The sequence below is a fragment of the Klebsiella planticola ATCC 33531 genome, assembly GCF_000735435.1.
GTDB classification, from domain to species: domain Bacteria; phylum Pseudomonadota; class Gammaproteobacteria; order Enterobacterales; family Enterobacteriaceae; genus Klebsiella; species Klebsiella planticola.
Window position 1 is genome coordinate 54803 of sequence record NZ_JMPP01000029.1, and the last position, 20063, is coordinate 74865.

Below are 20063 nucleotides of genomic sequence, written 5' to 3' on the forward strand. Positions count from 1 at the left end.
CACCCTGTCGACTCTCTGTGTGGAGTAGAATAACAACCGCCATTGAGCAAGTGTAGTGGGTGTAAATAAATAACAGCGGAAAATGCGCCCGTAAGGGCGCATTTGATGGGGAGAGTTTAGTCACACTGAACTTTGATAGCCAGACCACCGCGAGAGGTTTCGCGATACTTGGCGTTCATGTCTTTACCGGTCTCATACATAGTCTCAATGACTTTATCGAGCGAGACGCGCGGTTCGCTGGTGCGGCGCATGGCCATACGCGCAGCGTTGATCGCCTTCACGGATGCAATGGCGTTACGTTCGATGCACGGAACCTGCACCTGGCCGGCAACCGGGTCGCAGGTGAGACCCAGGTTATGTTCCATCCCGATTTCTGCCGCGACGCAAACCTGTTCCGGGCTGGCGCCAAGCAGTTCGGCAAGACCGGCCGCCGCCATGGAGCAGGCCACGCCAACTTCACCCTGACAGCCGACTTCCGCGCCAGAAATGGAGGCGTTCATCTTGTACAGTGTGCCCACGGCGCCGGACGCCATAAAGTAGCGAATATAAATATCCGGGCTGACCGATTCGATAAAGTGATCGTAGTAGGCAAGTACCGCCGGTACGATTCCGCAGGCGCCGTTTGTCGGGGCCGTCACCACGCGTCCGCCGGCTGCGTTCTCTTCGTTCACGGCCAGGGCGAACATATTCACCCAGTCAACGACGTTCATCGGGTCGTTTGACAGCTTATCGCTGGCTACCAGCAGACGACGCAGCGCAGAGGCGCGACGAGGAACTCGCAGCGGGCCAGGCAGCACGCCTTCGGTATTCATCCCGCGATCGATACAGGCGCGCATGGTCTGCCAGACGTGAGCAAAATAGTCTTCAATCTCTTTTTTGCTGTGCAGCGCCAGCTCGTTTTGCATCACCATGCCGGAGAGCGACAGCCCGGTCTCCTTGCAATAGGCCAGCATCTCCTGCGCCGATTTGTACGGATAAGGCACGCTCAGTTCGTTCGCGCTCTCTTTACCGAAGTGCTCTTCATCGACGATAAAACCGCCGCCAATAGAGTAGTACGTTTTGCTGTAGATCTCTTTGTCGCCCGCCCAGGCATGAATCGTCATGCCGTTCTCGTGCAGCGGCAGATTGTCGCTACGGAAACGCATGCCGTCATCCGCCGGGAAGTCAACTTCATGCTGCCCTTGCGCCAACAGCAGGCGTCCGCGGGTTTCAACGTCGCGGATAAATGCCGGTATCGCGTCAATATCGACCGTATCGGGCTGATTGCCCGCCAGTCCCATAATGATGGCGATATCCGTATGGTGGCCTTTGCCGGTTAATGAAAGTGAGCCGTAGACATCGACTGCCACACGGGTCACTTCATTAAGCAATCCCTTTTCGACCAGGTCATCGACGAACTGTTTACCGGCCTTCATCGGGCCTACAGTATGGGAAGATGAGGGACCAATCCCCACCTTGAACATGTCGAATATACTAATCACGCTAATACTCCTGACAGGGTTACCGCAGCGGCGGTAACGATGTGATAACTGCGCATAGTGTAAGAGGGAACCGCACCATCAGCTTAACTATTCACATGAATTAAACTAATGGGTAACGGTGAATTTACTAATGGTGAGAGCGCATTCTCATTTTGAGTATATACCCGAAACAGACACCCGACGACGGCGATAGTGAGGGCGGTGAAGCGAGGGGCGCGGCCGGAATTTCAGCCGCGTCAGGCATGATGAAGAAAACTAAGGTTTAGTCCCGATTTGCAGCGCCAGCTCACGAATAATACCGGCGGTCATTCCCCAGACAAAATAGTGCTGATACCACGACAGCCAGACGCGATGCGAGTTACCGCGGCGGTGAATGTCCAGCGGGTGATAGCGTCCCAAACGCAGCGCTTCAGCGAGCGGCATCTCGAACACCGCTGCGACCTCATCCTGGCTGGCGTGATAGTGGAGATTTGGCGGAATGATGCCGACCACCGGCGTGACCTGGAAGCCGGTCACGCTGTCTACCGGCGGCAGCACGCCGATAATCTCGACCGACTCGGGGGGAATGGCGACCTCTTCCTGGGCTTCGCGCAACGCGGCGGCAATCAGCGTGGCATCGGTGGCGTCCACTGCGCCGCCGGGGAAGGCAACCTGACCGGCGTGTTTACGTAGCCGCGGCGAGCGTTGGGTTAACAGCAATCCCGGCTGCGGACGACGAACGATAGGCACCAGCACCGCCGCCTGGCGCTGATTCAGCGCATTGCGCGAGGGCTGCGGGCGCAGTAATTGAAAACGCGAAAGAAAGTCGTCCAGCTCAAGGGCGCCATCCGCCATGTTCTAGCTCTCCAGTTGTTGCAAAATACGATTAACTTTATCAAACGTTTCCTGATATTCGGCCGCTTCTTCGCTGTCCGCCACGATGCCGCCGCCGGCGGAACAGTACAGCTGACCTTGCCAGGCCGTCAGCGTACGAATAGTAATACTGGTATCCATATTGCCACACAGGCTCAGATAGCCGATACTGCCGCACCACGCATTGCGGCGCTGCGGTTCGAGCTCATCGATGATCTGCATCGCCCGCACTTTGGGCGCGCCGGTAATCGACCCGCCGGGGAAGGCCGCCCGCAGCAGGTCGCTGGCATGCAGATGGGCCGGCAGCCGGGCGGTAATGGTGCTTACCAGATGGTGCACCGCCGGGAACGGCTCAACCACAAACAGCTCCGGAACCCGTACGCTACCGGCTTCGGCAACCCGACCGATGTCATTACGCATCAGATCGACAATCATCAAATTCTCCGCCCGATCTTTAGGCGAGCGGGCCAGCTTCTCCGCCTGACGGGCGTCCTGCTGCGGATCGGCCAGACGCGGCAGCGTACCTTTAATCGGGCGGGTCTGAATCTCGCCCTGGCGAAGCTGGATGAAGCGTTCCGGCGAAAGGCTAAGTACGGCGCCATCCTGCAGACGAATAAAGGCGCTGAACGGCGCGCGATTGCCGCGGTTCAGCTGGCAAAATGCCTGCCACTCATCGCCGCAGTAGCTGGCCTGAAAGCGCTGAGCCAGATTGACCTGGTAGCAGTCGCCGCTGTGCAGCCAGGCCTGAACCTGACGAAATTTTTCGCCGTACTGTTCGCGGCTCATATTGGAGCGCCAGGCGGACGTCAGCGCAAACGGGGTCGTTGGCGCGGCAGACTGCGCCTCCAGCCAATGCAGGCGGGCGTGCGGATCGCCATAGCTGAGCAACGATACTTCGCGGCGCTGGTGATCGACAATCAGCGCCCAGTCATAAATACCGACGGCCATATCCGGCAGCGCGATATCGGCGACGGCGTGCGCGGGCAGAGATTCAAAACGGCGTCCCAAATCGTAGCCGAATAACCCCAGCGCGCCGCCGAGGAACGGCAGATGGGGATGCGCTGGCGGCCTTAATCCGCACCGATCCAGCTGCGTCTGCAGCAGCGTCAGGGGATCGGCCGTTGAGCTGCTCTGCGTCTGACCGTCATCCACCACGGTTGTTTCGCCGCGGGTCAGCAGCGTCGTGAGCGGGTCGGCGACGATAATATCAAAACGGTTATGCGGATGGTCAGCAAAACCAGAATGCAGCAGCATTGCCCACGGGGTCGTGCTTAAAGGAGTAAAGTAACGCTCGGCAGCATCCGGGTGCCATGGCAGGGTAATAATAGCGGGGGACAACATCTTCCTCGATCCTAATCGTCACCGTCCTCTGGAAAATCAGGCGGGCGGCATGAAATAATTACGCCACACAATGTAGCAGGAGTGAGTCATGTTTGCAGGTTTACCTTCGCTGAGCCACGAGCAGCAGCAAAAAGCGGTAGAACGTATTCAGGAGCTGATGGCTAACGGGATGAGTAGCGGTGAAGCCATTGCGCTGGTGGCGAGTGAACTGCGCGCCACGCATACCGGCGACCGGATCGTAGCGCGCTTTGAAGATGAAGACGAGTAAATTACTCCGTGTACTGAGGTGAGAGGCCGCTTTCCGCGAGCGGAAGGATTGCATCAGGCCGTTTCCCGGGCTCGTCGTACAACGTCACGTGCGTCACGCGTTCGCCGCGCCAGAAGGTAATTTGCGTACCGACTGGCGTATGATGCACGGTCACTTCCGTCAGCGGCGCGCGGTTTGCCAGATCCCACAGACACACAAAACGCGCCTGCGGCAGGTGATTGCGTATCACCAGATAGCTGAGATTGCGAATTGCCGGGTTATCGGGTGCCAGCCCTTGCCAGAGTTCACCATCACCGGACAGCCAGAGCGCAACGGTATCGCCACCGCGTGCAAAGTGGCGCGGTTGACAGCCGTTCAGCGGCGTCATGGTTGTTTCGGTCATTCGCCGCAGTGGCCCGCTGAGCGAAAAGGGCTGGGCCGTGCCGCTCTGATCCAGCGCCTGTGCCGCCAGATGCAGCGTCCAGTCGAGCTGCTGGCGATGCGGGTTCTCCACGGAGGATAGATCGATCAGCACATCTTCAAGCCACAGCAGGCGACGGCGGAAGCGCACGTCTCGCCAGGCCGCAGCGTCCCACTCGACGCGGCTATGGCTGTTGAGCTTCGGCGGGGGTTTGCCCCAGTCAACCTCGCTATCCAGCCACAGAGAGTCGTCATCCATATGCCAGCCTAACACCTGCGGATTGGCCGGTGGCTGGTTGCTCTGATTTACGCAAAGCGTATTGTGCGTGGCGCTGTTTTTGTAATAGTCGTAGTGCATTTTCGCGCCGTAGCCGGTGGTGCCCATATCCGTGAGTAGCCAGCTGTTACGATGCCAGAGCATCAGTCCCAGCCGGTCGTAATGGTCGTGTTCGCCCCCCCAGGGACTGTGTTTGATCAATAGCGCCTGCTGCGGCCGCCGCCATAACGTCAGACCCGCGCCCGGCGCAAACAGCGACTGCTGCGGGATGAGCGCCAGGGGGGATTCCGGCAGAGACTGTTCGCGCCATAGCAGGGTTTCACGCTCATCGGGCGCCGTTTCGGTAAACTGCAGGACCGCGGCGTACTGCGGGTCACGCCAGATAAACCAGGCAAACTCGTACAGATCCCGGTGATGGAGCTTCTCCTGCCCGGCGAGGCAGTCATTAAGCCGAGGGAAAGTGCCGTCCGGCAGCAGCAGCGACAGCGGGAACTTCAGCATCGCCTGATACCAGGGGCCGTCCAGCAGGCTCCAGCGGGTGCCGCGCGCCAGTTTCTCGAAGGCGAAAAAGCCCTGCAGCGCGTAATAGTGATAGTGAACGGAGCCTTCGAACCACAGCCCTTCCGCCAGCAGGCCGTGTTCCAACTGCCAGCGCAGGCCGTACGGCTGGTTAACGGCAAACTCCAGCAGCGTGTCATCTTCGAGGACGAAACCCAGTATGCCAAGCGCCGCGCTGATTTTGACTTCATGGTTGTGAATCTGTGGACTACGATGATCGCGCAAAAACGTTGCCGCACAGCGCAGCAGGTTTTCACTGATGTGTCGCTGTTCGCCGGGCGTCAGGCTGTCGCGAATAAAGTCATAACCCAGCGCCATCTCCAGAATGCAGTTGGCTTCGCACAGCGTCTGGGCGTTCATCTTTCCCGGTCCGTTGTTGGGAATATCGCCGTGAATCTCATAGCCGGGATAGACATCCGCGTAACCCATAAGCAGCGTGCGAACTCTATCGCGATACGCCGTTTCGCCGGTCAACTGCCATATCAGTCCGAGCTGCTGGCATGCGCTGGCGTTACGGCCGTTCATCTCGCGCCACCAGGCGCCGTCCCACGGTTCGCCGCAAAATATTTCGCCATCAACCGGGCAGGCATGCTGGTGGGGGGTACCCGCCCGCCACGTCAAGCGTACGCCGTGGTGCGGACAAAAGTAGTAGAGATTCCAGCTGGCGATCCCTGACTGCGGAATGAGAACCGCTGCCTGAAGTACCGGCTGTGCATCCTTCACGAGCCGTTCAAGCAGTGCGTTATCAGCGGCTGCACGTCCGACAATGTTGGGCCAGAGCCCAGAAAATTGTTTCATTAGCGGTTATCCCTGACCTCTGATGATGCGGAAAGCGGGGCGATGAGCGTAGTGATATCGTCGGGATATTTCGCTCGCAGCCACTGCGCTTTGTCACTGAACAGCGCATCTTCCGGCCAGGCGTGCGCGGCGGTGGCGATATTGCGCAGCGCTTTCTTGTCGTCCATTTTATCGATGTCTTTCCAGGGCCACGGGGTATCGCTGTCAATAAAGCTGGCGATGTACTGATAGCCTTTGCGCAGGCTATGGCCATCAAGGGTGAAATTCCAGATGTCGACGCCCGCTTTCTCGCCCAGTCGTCCGAGGCGGTTATAGGCTTCGAGGTTGAAATTGCTGTAGTGCCACGGACGCGTGCGCTCCAGTTCGGCCATCTGGCGGCCTTCGATATCAAATTGACCCGCAATACGCCGCAGCTGGGTGATGTACAGGCGCTTTTTCGCCTCGTCGATTTTCCCGCTGAACAGGGCGAAGGCGGCGGCCTGCATATCGAAATAGCTGCCGTGATTGTTATGCCAGTTCTCTTCTTCAAAGCCGTTCTGGCTGGTGGTCATCCACTGGTAATAGTCGCCAAACCACTGCTTTAATGCGCTAACGTCGTTTTCACTCAGGGCAGCTGAGGATTGCAGCAGGGCGATTGCGTCAACGACGTCAACCAGCGCCCGGCTATCAATAATGCCGATACCGCGTCCGGTATTAATACCGGGAATGGCTTGCGCATGCTGCAGGTTGGGGGTCATACGCGTCTTTGGATCGAGGAACCAGGTCCTCAACTGGGCCGCTGCCTTTTGCGCATAGCGATCGTCGTGGGAGAAGTACCACGCCAGCGCCAGCGTTGAAACGTCGTTACTCATCTTCACCAGCCGGTTTTTATCGGTGGCATCGCTATTGGCATCCGGGTTGGTTTGCCCATCTTTACGAATATAAGGCAGTCCGTCTTTGGTATCAGGGTTCGGCCACCAGTAGGGAGGGAAACTGTAATAGTCGTGCTTGTTGCCGCTGGCGGCGACCAGCGTTTTATCCATCACCGAGAACAGCGGATGCTTGAGCGCCAGATCGGCTTTTTTTAGCAGAGCCGCTTGTGCCTGCACAAATAGCGGATCTTTCGCGGCAATCTGCTGGCGGCTGAAGGCTAAATCCTTTCCGTCTAGCGTGTACGGCTCAGCGGCATACAAGGAGGCGCTAAGGCCGGAACAAAACAGCGCAATGCATAACAAACCTCGGCGAGGTATTGAGTTCATCGTGATAACCCTTCTACAAATATGAGAAAAGATAACAGCAGAATTATACCTGACGCGTATTTAAATGACGCATGAAACAGGCAGTGTAATTAAAAACAATATATTTGAATGTTCGCTGGCGAGCAGTGTAAAAGACAAAGTGATTTTTTTTGTGATATCCATCAAGTTTATTGTTATGGATAAATAATGACGTTTTTAATGCTGGGTACATCACGGAATTTGGCTTTTTTCTATATTTTTTGAATGTTTTAACAAATTTAATAAATTATTAAGGCGTTGATTTTTATTGTTATTTGTTTCTTGTCACTTTTCTTGTCACTTTTTGGTGTGATCTGCCTCAATTTTCTTGTTTTTGAAACGCAATTTCTTTTTTGCATGGTTGTATTGGGAAATACATTTCTATCTAATGAATGGAAATATTTCTTGCGTCAGCTGTATTAACGCCTGAGCGATATTCAAACTCCTTTTCATGTATTAATTGAGAATTTAATTACCTTTGTGCTCTACAATAAAGGATATGCCATCATGTCTGCCAATAAATTACGCTCCTTATTACTTCTCACCGCGCTTGGGCTCGGCGTCAGCCAAAGCTATGCCGCGACTACCCTCAACGTCTGGATCCGCGCCAGCAATGACTCGAAGAATATCTACAAACAAGAGGCGGAAAAGTTTGAAGAAAAAACCGGTATCAAAATTGAGTATTTCAACGCCACTACAGACTTTGAACAGCGGCTGGCGCGCGCCACTGCCGGCAACGCCTTACCCGATCTGATTTTTAACGATGCGGCCTCGCTGGGGCAGTTTATCCAGTTGGGTATTGCCGAAGAAATTGACCCGCAAGCTATCGCCGGCGGCGACCAGCTATTCCAGACGGCATGGAAGAGTACTCGCTATATCGACGGTAAATACTATGGCGTACCGACCTCCGCGCAAACTTTCGCCCTGTTTGTGCGCAAAGACTGGCGGGAAAAACTGGGGCTGCCGCAGCCCAGGAGCTGGGATGATATTCGGGCCCTGGCAAAAGCCTTCACCACCCAGGATCCCGATGGCAACGGCAAAAATGATACCTACGGATTTATCGTTCCCGCCTCGACGACGCGCGGCTACGCCAGCTGGTTTATGAGCAGCTTTATCTGGCAGGCGGGCGGCGATTTCGTTAAAGAAGAGAGCGGAAAATTCAGCGCCTCGCTTAATACGCCGGAAGTGGCTGAAGCGATGACCTTTATGCGCACCATGATGTGCGAAAAAGTCACCCAGCCGGGCGCAATTAACGCCACCACCGCCGACGTTATCCCCTCCTTCCGCTCCGGGCAGAGCGGTATGTTCTTCAGCGGTCCGTACCATATTGCGCTGTTCGATAAAGACCCGGGTAAAGACAACTTTGAAGTGGTTCCGGTAGTGGGGCCGAAAGGCGAAGCCACTCTCGCTGAAGGTACCACGGTCTTTATGATGAAGAGCAGTCAACAAAAAGAGGCGGCGCGCCAGTTCATTGAATTCATGATCTCCCCGGAAGGCCAGGAGATCGGCATGGGTAAAGGCAGTCAGCATATTCCGGTGGTGCGTCTGCCGGTTAACAAGAACGTCGACGTTAAGGACGTTTATCAGGATGCGCGCTGGGAAACCTTCGCCCGGCTCTATAACGAGCAGGGACGCTACGTGCCGCAAATCCCCAACTGGACGCCGGTGCGTCAGGCGGCAGCCGAAGGCTTTAACCGCATTTTTGCCGACTGCAACAGCGATATCGCCGCCGGGCTGAAGACTCTCGACGGCAAGGTTAACGCTGAGCTGAAAAAACAAAATGTGCTGGCTAACTGAGGACCTACGTTATGACCCTGCATGAGACGAAATCCTCGCCGATAAAGCAGGCCGCTTCGCCTTACTCGACCGGATGGCTGAGTGCAAAGCGTAAGCGGGCGCTGATCCCGTGGCTGTTTTTAGCGCCTGCGCTAATTATTTTCAGCTGGTTTAAGTTTATCCCGATGGTTCAGGGTCTGGTGATGAGCTTTTACAAGGTCAACTTTAATCAGCCGAACGAGTGGGTAGGGCTCGATAACTTCACCCGCGCTTTTTCCGACGTAGAACTGCACGCGGCGGTGGTAAACACCCTGCTGTACGTCGTGGTAACGATGTTTGCCGCGGCTATCCTGGCCTTCTTTCTCGCCATGCTGCTGGAAGGCCCGGCGCGCCATCTGCGTTTTATTCGCACCGCCATCTTTTTACCCGCGGTCACCAGCGCGGCAATCGTCGCCGAAATGTGGCGTATTTTATTCAACCCAACGCCCAACGGCGTGGTTAACCACATCCTGAGCTGGTTTGGCGTCGCCGACCAGGGCTTTCTTGCCAGTTCCGACCAGGCGCTGGGGGTCATCATGCTGCTGCACATCTGGAAGGCGGTGCCTTACAACATGGTGATTTTTATTGCCGGTCTGGCGGGGATCAGCCGCGATTTATACGATGCGGCGAACGTCGACGGCGCCAGCTGGTGGAACCGTCTGCGCTACGTCACACTGCCCGGCATGATTCCGGCGCTTTCGGTGGTGCTGATGCTCTCCTTTATTCGTGGTTTCCGCGTGTTTGCTGAGGTGTATGCCACCACCGGCGGGGGGCCGTCTAACGCCACGGAAATGGTCATGACCCACATCTATAAATTGGGCTTTGAACAGTTTGACTATGGCTACGCTTCGGCGGTGTCGTTCCTGCTGTTCACCTTCACGGTTTTCTTAACCATTTGTCATCTGACGCTGAAAAAACGTATCGCCCGTTACTAAGGAGCCGCGATGTTAAGTAAACGTTGGGATACAGCAGGACGCTGGTGCATCTACGCGCTGCTGCTGATTGTCTTTGTCGGTCCGTTCTGGGGCATCGTCGCCACGGCATTCAGCGGTGCGCCGGTGAAACCGGGCGAGCTGCTGGCCTGGCCGAATCAGTTCTCGTTTGAAAACTTCATCTTTGCGTGGATGGATATTGGCGTCTGGCAGTATCTGCTGAACTCCATTCTGGTGGTGTTCTTTGGCACCGTTCTGCAGGTGTCGGTCAGCGCGCTGGCGGCGTATGCGCTGGCGCGTAAGAAGTTTCGCGGCGTGGCGCTGGTGAGCCTGGTGATTTTGTCCACCATGATGCTGCCGGAAGAGGTCATCGCGATTCCGCTGTACATGATTATTAACTGGCGGCTGCCGTTTATCGATGCCTCGCTCTACAACAGCTACCTCGGGATGATTTTGCCGGTCGTCGGCTGGGCGTTCTCCATCTTTGTCCTGACCGAATTTATGTCGGCGATACCGAAAGAGCTGGAGGAGGCGGCGCGTATTGATGGCGCTAACGAGTGGCAGATTTTCTTCCACGTCATTCTGCCGCTGGTGAAACCGGCGCTCGGCACGGTGGTGACCTTCGGCTTTATTATGATTTGGGACCAGTACCTGCTGCCGCTGATTGTGGTCAACCAGGACAGCCTGAATACCATTCCAGTGATCCTCGGCACGCTGCGTACCGATGAGAGCATCACGCCGAACATTTTTATCGCCATAACGCTGCTGGCGATGCTGCCCAGCATCATCGTCTACCTGGGTCTGCAAAAACATTTCAATCGCGGGATTATGTCCGGCGCGGTCAAAGGATAAGGAGTTACCGATGGGATCTGTTGTACTGAATAGCGTACGTAAATCGTATGGTGATGCGCAGGTGATTAAAGACGTGTCGTTGACTATCCCGGACGGCGAGTTCTGCGTCCTTGTGGGGCCCAGCGGCTGCGGCAAGTCTACGCTATTGCGCATGATCGCAGGCCTGGAGGAGATCTCCGGCGGGGAAGTGCACATCAACGAGCGTAACGTCACGGAAGTGGAGCCGAAGCTGCGCGACATTGCAATGGTGTTTCAGAGCTATGCGCTCTACCCGCAGATGACGGTGCGTGAAAATATGGGCTTTGCCCTGAAGATGGCTAAACTGCCGAAAGCGGATATCCAACAGAAGGTCAATGAAGCGGCGGCGCTATTGGGGCTGGAGCCGTTGCTGGAGCGCCTGCCAAAAGATCTCTCCGGCGGCCAGCGCCAGCGCGTGGCGATGGGGCGGGCGATCGTACGTAAGCCGCAGGTCTTCTTATTCGATGAACCGCTATCCAACCTGGATGCCAAGCTGCGTACCCAAGTGCGCGGCGAGATCCGCGAATTGCATCGTCGACTGAAAACGACCTCGGTATACGTCACCCACGATCAGATTGAAGCGATGACCATGGGACAGATGATAGTCGTCCTGCGCGATGGGCGAATTGAACAGGCGGGTACCCCGCTGGAGCTGTACGACCAGCCGGCGAATCTGTTCGTTGCCGGATTTATCGGTTCGCCGGAGATTAACCAGCTTCCCGGCGAGGTCGTGCTGAACGGCAACGCGACCAGCCTGCGTCTTAAAGATGCCTCACTGCTGGCTTTGCCCGCGGGGTTACGAGTGACCGACGGTCAGCAGGTGGTGTATGCCATTCGCCCTGAGCAGGTCAACGTGGTCCATGAAGCGCGCGACGATGCGCTGGCGGCGAAGGTCACGGCGGTGGAGAACACCGGTTCGGATATGCAGCTTTTCTGCGATACCGGCGGCGGGGCGTTTACATCGGTGTTCAAACAGCGTCTGGCGGTAAAAGAGGGGGATAAGATCTGGCTACAGCCGAAGCTCTCGGGCGTGCACCTGTTCGATGCGCAAAGCGGTCAACGCATCGCGTGCCGGGAGGGCGTTTAAGGTGGCGATGAAGCTGTACACCCTTGATGAAACCTGCCTGGAAAACGCCCGTGCTGGCTTAAAACAGCCGTTCTCGCCATTGCAGCTGGCGCTGAGCAAGCTGGTGTCGGAGGCCGACATCCTGCGCCGCGAAGCGCCGGAAAGCGTGGTACACAAAAAACTGCGGCCGGCGAGCGGTGACGCGCACGATTACTACAGTCTGGGTACCTACTGGTGGCCAAACCCACGGCGTCCCAACGGGCTACCCTACATTCGTCGCGACGGGCATATCAACCCGCAGTGTGAAAATAACGATACCGATACTTCGCGCATTATCCGTATGTGCGAACGGTGTCTGACCCTGGGGCTGGCGTGGTACTTCACCGGCCAGCGCCAGTACGCACAGGCGGCGGCCGCGCAGATCCGCTGCTGGTTCCTCGATGCTGACACGCGAATGAATCCGCATCTCAACTATGGCCAGGCGATCCCGGGGATTGTTTCCGGCCGCGGTACCGGGTTGATTGACACCCGCTTAATGTGGATGGTGGTTGATACCATCGGCTTGATGAGTTCGGCGAACGTGCTGGATACCGACGATATTATCGGCCTGCACCAGTGGTTCCGCGATTTTAACCACTGGATGTACTACAGCGAAATTGGCCACTCAGAGTACGTCTGGCACAACAACCACGGTACCTGGTACGACGCCCAGCGGACGGTGAACGCGCTTTTCTATGGCGATAAAGGGCTGGCGGCGCGGATCATCGAGCAGGGGATCACCCAGCGGATGGCGGCGCAGATTGACCAGGATGGCAAACAGACCATGGAGCTCGAACGTACCATCCCTTTCCACTACTCGCTGTTTAACCTGGAGGCGCATCTGCTGCTCAACCGCTACGCCGAACACGTTGAGTTTGACCGCTGGAACGCCATCCGCGATGGGCGAGGAGTGAAGCAGGGGATTGATTATCTGGTGCCGTTTATCCGGGAACCGGATCTGTGGCCATACAGCGACCTGCAGGGGATTGTGTGGGATAGCGCGCTGCGGGTGCTGCTGCAGTCTGTGCGAGGGTATGCAAAACAAGCTGCCAGCTATCGTGAAGCGCTGAAATGCGTGCCGCAGGAGACGCTGCAGCTGAAGGAACAGCTAATGTGGTGCGCGGGTTGAGAGAAACGAACCGGCAAGCCGGATGGCGGGTGGCTATCCGGCTTGCTGAGTTGCCGCTTACACCGCGGCGATAATTTTAATTTCGACTTTGTATTCAGGCTTCATTAACGCGGCCTGAACGGTGCAGCGTACCGGGGCGTGACCGGCAACTACCCAGGCGTCCCAGGCTTTATTCATGGCGGCAAAATCGCTTTTGTCCGCCAGGAAAATGGTGGCATCAAGAATACGCGACTTGTTGCTGCCCTGTTTTTCCAGCACGGCGTCAATCTGCGCCAGGGTGTTCGCGGTTTGCTCAAAGGCATCCGCATCAAGGTTGGCCGGTACGCCGGTATAGTAGAGGGTCTGGTTGTGGATGACGACATCAGACCAGCGGGCTTCCGCATCGATACGCGTAATTGTCATTTTAATTTCCTTCGGTTTTATTCCATCAGACAGCGGCAAGACTGCCATAATGTTCTGCTCACGTCACTACCCGGGCTGGTGAAACGACGCCCTCCCTGACATAATCACTGTCCAAATAACCAGGGGGCAATGTGATCGACGATTTTGCAGCAGACGGCCAGCTGGCCAGCGCCATTCCGGGATTTAAACCGCGCGAACCGCAGCGCCAGATGGCGGTGGCGGTGACCCACGCCATAAAAGAGGCGCGGCCGCTGGTGGTTGAAGCCGGGACCGGTACCGGGAAGACATATGCCTATCTGGCGCCGGCGCTGCGGGCCAACAAAAAGGTGATCATCTCCACCGGTTCGAAAGCGCTGCAGGATCAGCTCTACAGTCGCGACCTGCCAACGGTGGCAAAAGCGCTGAACTTCACCGGCAGGCTGGCGCTGTTGAAAGGGCGATCAAATTATCTGTGCCTTGAGCGTCTCGAGCAGCAGACTCTGGCCGGCGGCGATCTGCCGGTGCAAACCCTGAGCGACGTCATTTTGCTGCGATCGTGGTCTAATCAAACCATTGATGGTGATATCAGCACCTGCGTCAGCGTCGCCGAAGACTCTCAGGCCTGGCCGCTGGTGACCAGCACCAACGATAACTGCCTCGGCAGCGACTGCCCGCTGTACAAAGATTGCTTCGTCGTCAAAGCGCGTAAAAAGGCGATGGATGCCGATGTGGTGGTGGTTAACCACCATCTTTTTCTTGCCGATATGGTGGTGAAGGAGAGCGGTTTCGCCGAGCTCATCCCCGAAGCGGAGGTGATGATCTTCGATGAAGCCCATCAGCTCCCGGATATCGCCAGCCAGTATTTTGGCCAGTCGCTCTCCAGCCGTCAGCTGCTGGATCTGGCGAAAGATATCACCATCGCCTACCGCACCGAGCTGAAAGATACCCAGCAGCTGCAAAAGTGCGCCGACCGGCTGGCCCAGAGCGCGCAGGATTTTCGCCTGCAGCTCGGCGAGCCCGGCTATCGCGGCAATTTGCGCGACCTGCTGGCGGACAGCAACATTCAGCGGGCGCTGCTGCTGCTCGATGATGCGCTGGAGCTGTGCTATGACGTCGCCAAACTGTCTCTGGGTCGTTCGGCGCTGCTGGATGCCGCCTTTGAACGCGCGACGATCTATCGTGCGCGGCTCAAGCGACTGAAAGAGATCAACCAGCCGGGCTTCAGCTACTGGTATGAATGCACTTCCCGCCACTTTACCCTGGCGCTGACGCCGTTGACCGTGGCTGAAAAATTTAAAGAGGTGATGGCGCAGAAACCGGGGAGCTGGATTTTTACCTCCGCGACGCTGTCGGTTAACGACGATCTTCGTCATTTCACCGCGCGGCTTGGCATCGAAGAGGCGGAATCGCTGCTGCTGCCCAGCCCGTTTGATTACGCGCATCAGACGCTGCTCTGCGTGCCGCGCAACCTGCCACTGCCGAATCAGCCCGGTGCCGCGCGACATCTGGCCGCGATGCTCAAGCCGCTGATTGAAGCTAACGACGGCCGCTGCTTTATGCTGTGCACCTCGCACGCGATGATGCGCGATCTGGCGGAGCAGTTCCGCGCCACCATGACGCTACCGGTTTTGTTACAGGGTGAAACCAGTAAAGGGCAGCTGTTGCAGCAGTTTGTCAGCGCCGGCAACGCTTTGCTGGTGGCGACCAGCAGCTTTTGGGAAGGGGTGGATGTGCGCGGCGATGCGCTATCGCTGGTGATTATCGATAAGCTGCCGTTTACCTCACCGGACGATCCGCTGCTGAAAGCGCGAATGGAAGACTGTCGCCTGCGCGGCGGCGATCCGTTTGACGAAGTCCAGCTGCCGGATGCGGTCATTACGCTGAAACAAGGGGTTGGACGTCTGATCCGTGATATCGACGATCGCGGGGTGCTGGTGATTTGCGACAACCGGCTGGTGATGCGCCCCTATGGCGCCGTCTTCCTCGCCAGTCTGCCGCCAGCGCCGCGAACCCGCGATATCCGCCGGGCGGTGCGTTTCCTCGCCGTGCCGCCGGCGAGGTAATCTGTCGTAAAATGTGGTAAGCTGCGCGCCATTTTGTCAATCTGCTAGAGCGAGAGCGCGACAACTCATGCGAATTTTGGCTATCGATACCGCCACGGAGGCCTGCTCCGCGGCGCTGTGGAATGATGGCACCCTTTGTGCTCATTTCGAAATTTGTCCCCGTGAACATACCCAACGTATTCTGCCGCTGGTGCAGGATGTCCTGAATGAAAGCCATGTCTCACTGACTGAGCTCGATGCCCTGGCCTTTGGCCGCGGGCCAGGCAGTTTTACCGGCGTACGTATTGGCATCGGCATTGCTCAGGGGCTGGCGCTGGGGGCGGAACTGCCGATGATTGGCGTATCGACCCTGGCTACCATGGCGCAGGGCGCATGGCGTAAAACCGGGGCCACCCGCGTTCTGGCGGCCATCGACGCCCGAATGGGCGAAGTGTACTGGGCTGAGTATCAGCGCGATGAGCAGGGCGTCTGGCACGGCGAAGAGAGCGAAGCGGTGCTGAAGCCTGACGCCGTTCGCGAACGTCTGCAACAGCTGGACGGTAGCTGGGCAACGGTAGGGACCGGCTGGCAAGCCTGGCCCGATCTGGCGAAGGAGACTTCGCTGGTCTTAACCGACGGTGATATGACGCTACCGGCGGCGGAAGATATGCTGCCGCTGGCCTGCTACCTGCTTGCCGCCGGGAAAACCGTTGCCGTAGACAAAGCCGAACCGGTTTATTTGCGTAACGACGTGGCGTGGAAGAAACTTCCTGGCCGTGGATGAATCTCAGTAAATATAAGACTGAGAGAAGGAGTCGCATCATGGCGGGTCAAAACAAAGCAGTACGTTGGTTATTAGCGGGCGCCGTTGCCGTCGCGTTAAGTGGATGCGTGTCGGTGCCGGACGTGATTAAAGGTTCCAGCCCGACGCCACAGCAAGATTTAGTCCGGGTCATGGCCGCGCCACAGCTCTACGTGGGTCAGGAAGCCCGTTTTGGCGGTAAAGTCGTCAACGTGCAGAATCAACAGGGTAAAACCCGTCTGGAAATCGCCACGGTTCCGCTGGACAGCGGTGCCCGGCCTGAGCTGAACGAAGCATCACGCGGGCGCATCTTCGCCGATGTGAACGGCTTCCTCGACCCGGTTGATTTCCGCGGCCAGCTGGTGACCGTCGTTGGCCCGATTACCGGCGTTGTTGACGGAAAAGTCGGCAGCACACCGTACAAATTTATGCTGATGAATGCGACCGGCTATAAGCGCTGGAACGTGGTGCAGCAGGTGGTTATGCCGCCGCAGCCCATCGACCCGTGGATGATCGGTCCGCGTCCGTGGGCTTACGGTTATGGCGGCTGGGGCTGGTACAACCCGGGCCCTACGGAAGTCAGAAATGTTGTAACTGAATGATTTTGTAGTTTTTGTAAGCTAAAAGAAACAGCGGCTTGTCCGCTGTTTCTTTATTTTTGGACCCATAAGAAAAATAAATAGTGACGCGCTTCGCAACCTGTAAAACGCCTAATTAATAAACTGGTACGCTGAGTTAATATAATGTTAACAGAATGTTTGTTGATCAGGGGCTGTGATGACGACGAATAACTATTTCAGAGGTGATGCAGTGAAAAAGGTTTGGCTAAACCGCTATCCCGCCGATGTTCCGGCGGAGATAAATCCTGACCGCTACCAATCCCTGGTTGAATTATTTGAACATGCCGCCACGCGCTACGCCGACCAACCGGCGTTTATCAACATGGGCGAGGTGATGACCTACCGTAAGCTGGAGGAGCGCAGCCGGGCGTTCGCCGCTTATCTCCAGCAGGGGCTGGGACTGCAAAAGGGCGATCGCGTCGCGCTGATGATGCCTAACCTGTTGCAATACCCCATCGCGCTCTTCGGTATTCTGCGCGCGGGGATGATTGTGGTGAACGTCAATCCGCTGTATACGCCGCGCGAGCTTGAGCATCAGCTGAATGACAGTGGAGCGGCGGCGATTGTGATCGTCTCCAACTTTGCCCATACCCTGGAGAAAGTGGTCGATAAAACGCAGGTGAAGCATGTGATCCTGACCCGGATGGGCGATCAGCTCTCAGCCGCGAAAGGCACCCTGGTGAATTTCGTGGTGAAGTACATCAAGCGTCTGGTGCCGAAGTATCACCTCCCCGATGCGATCTCTTTCCGCAGCGCGCTGCATGCCGGTTATCGTATGCAGTACGTTAAACCTGACATTGTCTGTGCAGATCTGGCTTTCCTGCAGTACACCGGTGGCACTACCGGCGTGGCGAAAGGGGCAATGCTCACCCACCGCAATATGCTGGCGAACCTCGAGCAGGTGAATGCGACCTACGGGCCGCTGCTGCATCGTGGGAAAGAGTTTGTCGTGACGGCGCTGCCGCTGTACCACATTTTTGCGCTGACCATGAACTGCCTGCTGTTCATTGAGCTCGGCGGCCAGAACCTGCTGATTACCAACCCGCGCGATATTCCGGGGCTGGTAAAAGAGCTGGCAAAATACCCGTTCACCGCGATGACCGGGGTCAATACGCTGTTCAACGCCTTGCTCAACAACAAAGAGTTTCAGCAGCTCGATTTCTCTTCTCTGCATCTTTCCGCCGGCGGCGGAATGCCGGTGCAGCAGGTGGTGGCCGAGCGCTGGGTTAAACTCACCGGCCAGTATCTGCTCGAGGGCTATGGCCTGACGGAGTGCGCGCCGCTGGTCAGCGTTAACCCCCATGATATTGACTACCACAGCGGCAGTATCGGGTTGCCGGTACCGTCGACCGAAGCGAAGCTGGTGGACGATGACGATAATGAAGTGCCGCCGGGTCAACCGGGGGAACTGTGCGTGAAAGGCCCGCAGGTGATGCTGGGCTACTGGCAGCGTCCCGATGCGACCGCGGAGATCATCAAAAACGGCTGGCTGCATACCGGCGATATTGCGGTGATGGACGATGAAGGCTTTTTGCGCATCGTCGATCGCAAAAAAGATATGATTCTGGTCTCCGGGTTTAACGTCTATCCGAACGAAATCGAAGATGTGGTGATGCAGCATTCGGGCGTTCAGGAGGTGGCTGCCGTCGGCGTACCGTCGGGCAGCAGCGGTGAAGCGGTAAAGATCTTCGTCGTGAAGAAAGACGCAGCGCTGACCGAAGATGCGCTGATCACCTTCTGCCGCCGCCATCTGACCGGATATAAAGTACCGAAACTGGTTGAATTCCGTGATGAACTGCCGAAATCCAATGTTGGAAAAATTTTACGGCGAGAACTGCGTGACGAAGCCCGCGCTAAAGTAGACAATAAAGCCTAAGGTATAGAGAGTCGCCAGACGCCGGCTAAGCCGGCGTTTTTTATGGGCGCAAGTTAAGAGAGCATGATTTGAACTATCAGATGATCACCACCGACGATGGTCTTCGCGCCATCTGTGAAGCGGCAAACGCGGCACCCGCGATTGCGCTGGATACAGAATTTGTCCGCACCCGCACCTACTATCCGCAGCTGGGCCTGCTCCAGCTGTTTGACGGTGAACAGGTTTCGCTGATTGACCCGCTGGAGATAACCGACTGGGCGCCGATGCGTGAGCTGCTGCTGAACAAAGACGTCACCAAGTACCTGCACGCTGGCAGTGAAGATCTGGAAGTGTTCCTCAACACCTTTAACCTGATGCCGGAGCCGTTGATTGATACCCAGATTCTGGCCGCTTTTTGCGGGCGCCCGATGTCCTGGGGATTTGCGTCAATGGTGGAAGAGTATACCGGCATTGCGCTGGATAAGAGCGAGTCGCGCACTGACTGGCTGGCTCGTCCGCTGACCCAGCGTCAGTGCGACTATGCGGCGGCGGATGTCTGGTATCTTCTGCCGATCGCGAGCAAGCTGATGGCGGAAACCGAGGCCGCTGGCTGGCTGGATGCCGCGCTGGACGAATGCCGTCTGATGCAGCAACGCCGTCAGGAAGTGCAGGACCCGGCGCAGGCGTGGCGTGATATCGGCAACGCCTGGCAGCTGCGCACCCGTCAACTGGGCTGCCTGCAGCTGCTGGCGGAGTGGCGTTTACGTAAGGCGCGCGATCGCGATATGGCGGTCAATTTTGTGGTTCGTGAAGAGCATCTGTGGAACGTGGCGCGCTATATGCCGGGGAGCCTCGGGGAACTTGATAGCCTCGGCCTGTCCGGCAGCGAAATTCGTTTTCACGGCAAAACGCTGATAAGTCTGGTGGCGAAAGCCCAGGAGCTGCCTGAAGAGGCGCTGCCGGAGCCGCTGCAAAACCTGATTGATATGCCGGGCTACCGCAAAGTCTTTAAAGAGATTAAAGCGCTGGTGCAGGAAGTGAGTACCGAGAAGGGGCTGAGCGCAGAGCTGCTGGCATCAAGACGACAGATTAACCAGCTGCTGAACTGGCACTGGCAGTTGAAAAGCGGAAACGGACGACCTGAGCTGATTTCCGGCTGGCGAAGCGACCTGATGGCCGATCGTCTGCAGGCGTTGTTAAGCGAATATCCGCGCTAAGCCGCAGCAAAAAGCCCGGACAGACTCTCCGGGCCACTATGCCAACCAACCCGATAGCCCAAGGC

At 57.0% G+C, this 20063-nt stretch carries 17 protein-coding genes; 11 read left to right on the plus strand and 6 right to left on the minus strand.

Annotated elements, in window-relative coordinates; translation table 11 throughout:
* Nucleotides 1–116: 116 nt before the first annotated feature.
* From sdaA to pabB, 3 genes are all read right to left on the minus strand, one after another.
* Nucleotides 117–1481, minus strand: a complete 1365-nt coding sequence (sdaA, locus tag GRPL_RS11885) for an L-serine ammonia-lyase (RefSeq protein ID WP_032687002.1) — start codon at nucleotides 1479–1481, stop codon at nucleotides 117–119.
* A 255-nt stretch (nucleotides 1482–1736) separates the two neighbouring features.
* On the minus strand, nucleotides 1737–2315 hold the full coding sequence (locus GRPL_RS11880) for a CoA pyrophosphatase (RefSeq protein ID WP_032699390.1): 579 nt from the start codon (nucleotides 2313–2315) through the stop codon (nucleotides 1737–1739).
* A 3-nt stretch (nucleotides 2316–2318) separates the two neighbouring features.
* On the minus strand, nucleotides 2319–3674 hold the full coding sequence (gene pabB, locus GRPL_RS11875; RefSeq protein WP_032699391.1) for an aminodeoxychorismate synthase component 1: 1356 nt from the start codon (nucleotides 3672–3674) through the stop codon (nucleotides 2319–2321).
* A gap of 88 nt (nucleotides 3675–3762) precedes the next feature.
* Here pabB and GRPL_RS11870 point away from each other — a divergent pair, with 88 nt between their 5' ends.
* The gene (locus GRPL_RS11870) at nucleotides 3763–3942 is read left to right on the plus strand and encodes a YoaH family protein (protein WP_032687005.1); all 180 of its coding nucleotides are present in this window, start codon (nucleotides 3763–3765) and stop codon (nucleotides 3940–3942) included.
* Between the two features lies 1 nt (nucleotide 3943).
* On the opposite strand, the gene GRPL_RS11865 is transcribed toward GRPL_RS11870, so the two are convergent.
* Both GRPL_RS11865 and GRPL_RS11860 read right to left on the minus strand, forming a co-directional pair.
* The gene (locus GRPL_RS11865) at nucleotides 3944–5974 is read right to left on the minus strand and encodes a heparinase II/III domain-containing protein (RefSeq protein ID WP_032699392.1); all 2031 of its coding nucleotides are present in this window, start codon (nucleotides 5972–5974) and stop codon (nucleotides 3944–3946) included.
* On the minus strand, nucleotides 5974–7212 hold the full coding sequence (locus GRPL_RS11860) for an alginate lyase family protein (protein WP_032695268.1): 1239 nt from the start codon (nucleotides 7210–7212) through the stop codon (nucleotides 5974–5976). Before GRPL_RS11860 ends, GRPL_RS11865 begins: the two co-directional genes overlap by 1 nt.
* Nucleotides 7213–7737: 525 nt before the next feature.
* On the opposite strand from GRPL_RS11860, the gene GRPL_RS11855 reads away from it, so the two are divergent.
* From GRPL_RS11855 to GRPL_RS11835, 5 genes are read left to right on the plus strand one after another with little or no spacing between them, the layout of a single operon-like run.
* On the plus strand, nucleotides 7738–9027 hold the full coding sequence (locus GRPL_RS11855; RefSeq protein WP_032699393.1) for an ABC transporter substrate-binding protein: 1290 nt from the start codon (nucleotides 7738–7740) through the stop codon (nucleotides 9025–9027).
* 11 nt (nucleotides 9028–9038) lie between these two features.
* A complete protein-coding gene (locus GRPL_RS11850) occupies nucleotides 9039–9980 on the plus strand; it encodes a carbohydrate ABC transporter permease (protein ID WP_077267052.1) in 942 nt (313 codons plus the stop codon).
* 9 nt (nucleotides 9981–9989) lie between these two features.
* Entirely contained in the window at nucleotides 9990–10829 is an 840-nt protein-coding gene (locus tag GRPL_RS11845) for a carbohydrate ABC transporter permease (RefSeq protein WP_004121979.1), read from the plus strand.
* A gap of 10 nt (nucleotides 10830–10839) precedes the next feature.
* Entirely contained in the window at nucleotides 10840–11934 is a 1095-nt protein-coding gene (locus GRPL_RS11840) for an ABC transporter ATP-binding protein (protein WP_032687009.1), read from the plus strand.
* A 7-nt stretch (nucleotides 11935–11941) separates the two neighbouring features.
* Nucleotides 11942–13081 (plus strand): alginate lyase family protein, encoded by a 1140-nt coding sequence (locus tag GRPL_RS11835; RefSeq protein WP_032687010.1) that lies wholly within the window; start codon nucleotides 11942–11944, stop codon nucleotides 13079–13081.
* A 57-nt stretch (nucleotides 13082–13138) separates the two neighbouring features.
* On the opposite strand, the gene GRPL_RS11830 is transcribed toward GRPL_RS11835, so the two are convergent.
* Complete coding sequence (locus GRPL_RS11830) at nucleotides 13139–13483, minus strand: RidA family protein (RefSeq protein WP_032687342.1); 345 nt, start codon at nucleotides 13481–13483, stop codon at nucleotides 13139–13141.
* A gap of 131 nt (nucleotides 13484–13614) precedes the next feature.
* On the opposite strand from GRPL_RS11830, the gene yoaA reads away from it, so the two are divergent.
* The 5 genes from yoaA to rnd all read left to right on the plus strand — a co-directional run bounded on the left by yoaA (nucleotide 13615) and on the right by rnd (nucleotide 19998).
* A complete protein-coding gene (yoaA, locus tag GRPL_RS11825) occupies nucleotides 13615–15525 on the plus strand; it encodes a DNA repair helicase YoaA (protein WP_032699394.1) in 1911 nt (636 codons plus the stop codon).
* 67 nt (nucleotides 15526–15592) lie between these two features.
* Nucleotides 15593–16288: a tRNA (adenosine(37)-N6)-threonylcarbamoyltransferase complex dimerization subunit type 1 TsaB gene (gene tsaB / locus GRPL_RS11820; RefSeq protein WP_032687012.1), complete on the plus strand. Its 696-nt coding sequence runs from the start codon at nucleotides 15593–15595 to the stop codon at nucleotides 16286–16288.
* Nucleotides 16289–16326: 38 nt separating this feature from the next.
* Complete coding sequence (locus GRPL_RS11815; protein WP_032699395.1) at nucleotides 16327–16908, plus strand: Slp family lipoprotein; 582 nt, start codon at nucleotides 16327–16329, stop codon at nucleotides 16906–16908.
* A 208-nt stretch (nucleotides 16909–17116) separates the two neighbouring features.
* Nucleotides 17117–18802 carry a long-chain-fatty-acid--CoA ligase FadD gene (gene fadD, locus GRPL_RS11810; protein WP_099973046.1) on the plus strand — a complete coding sequence of 562 codons (1686 nt, stop codon included), beginning with the start codon at nucleotides 17117–17119 and terminating at the stop codon, nucleotides 18800–18802.
* A gap of 80 nt (nucleotides 18803–18882) precedes the next feature.
* Entirely contained in the window at nucleotides 18883–19998 is a 1116-nt protein-coding gene (gene rnd, locus GRPL_RS11805) for a ribonuclease D (protein ID WP_162180084.1), read from the plus strand.
* Nucleotides 19999–20063: the final 65 nt, after the last annotated feature.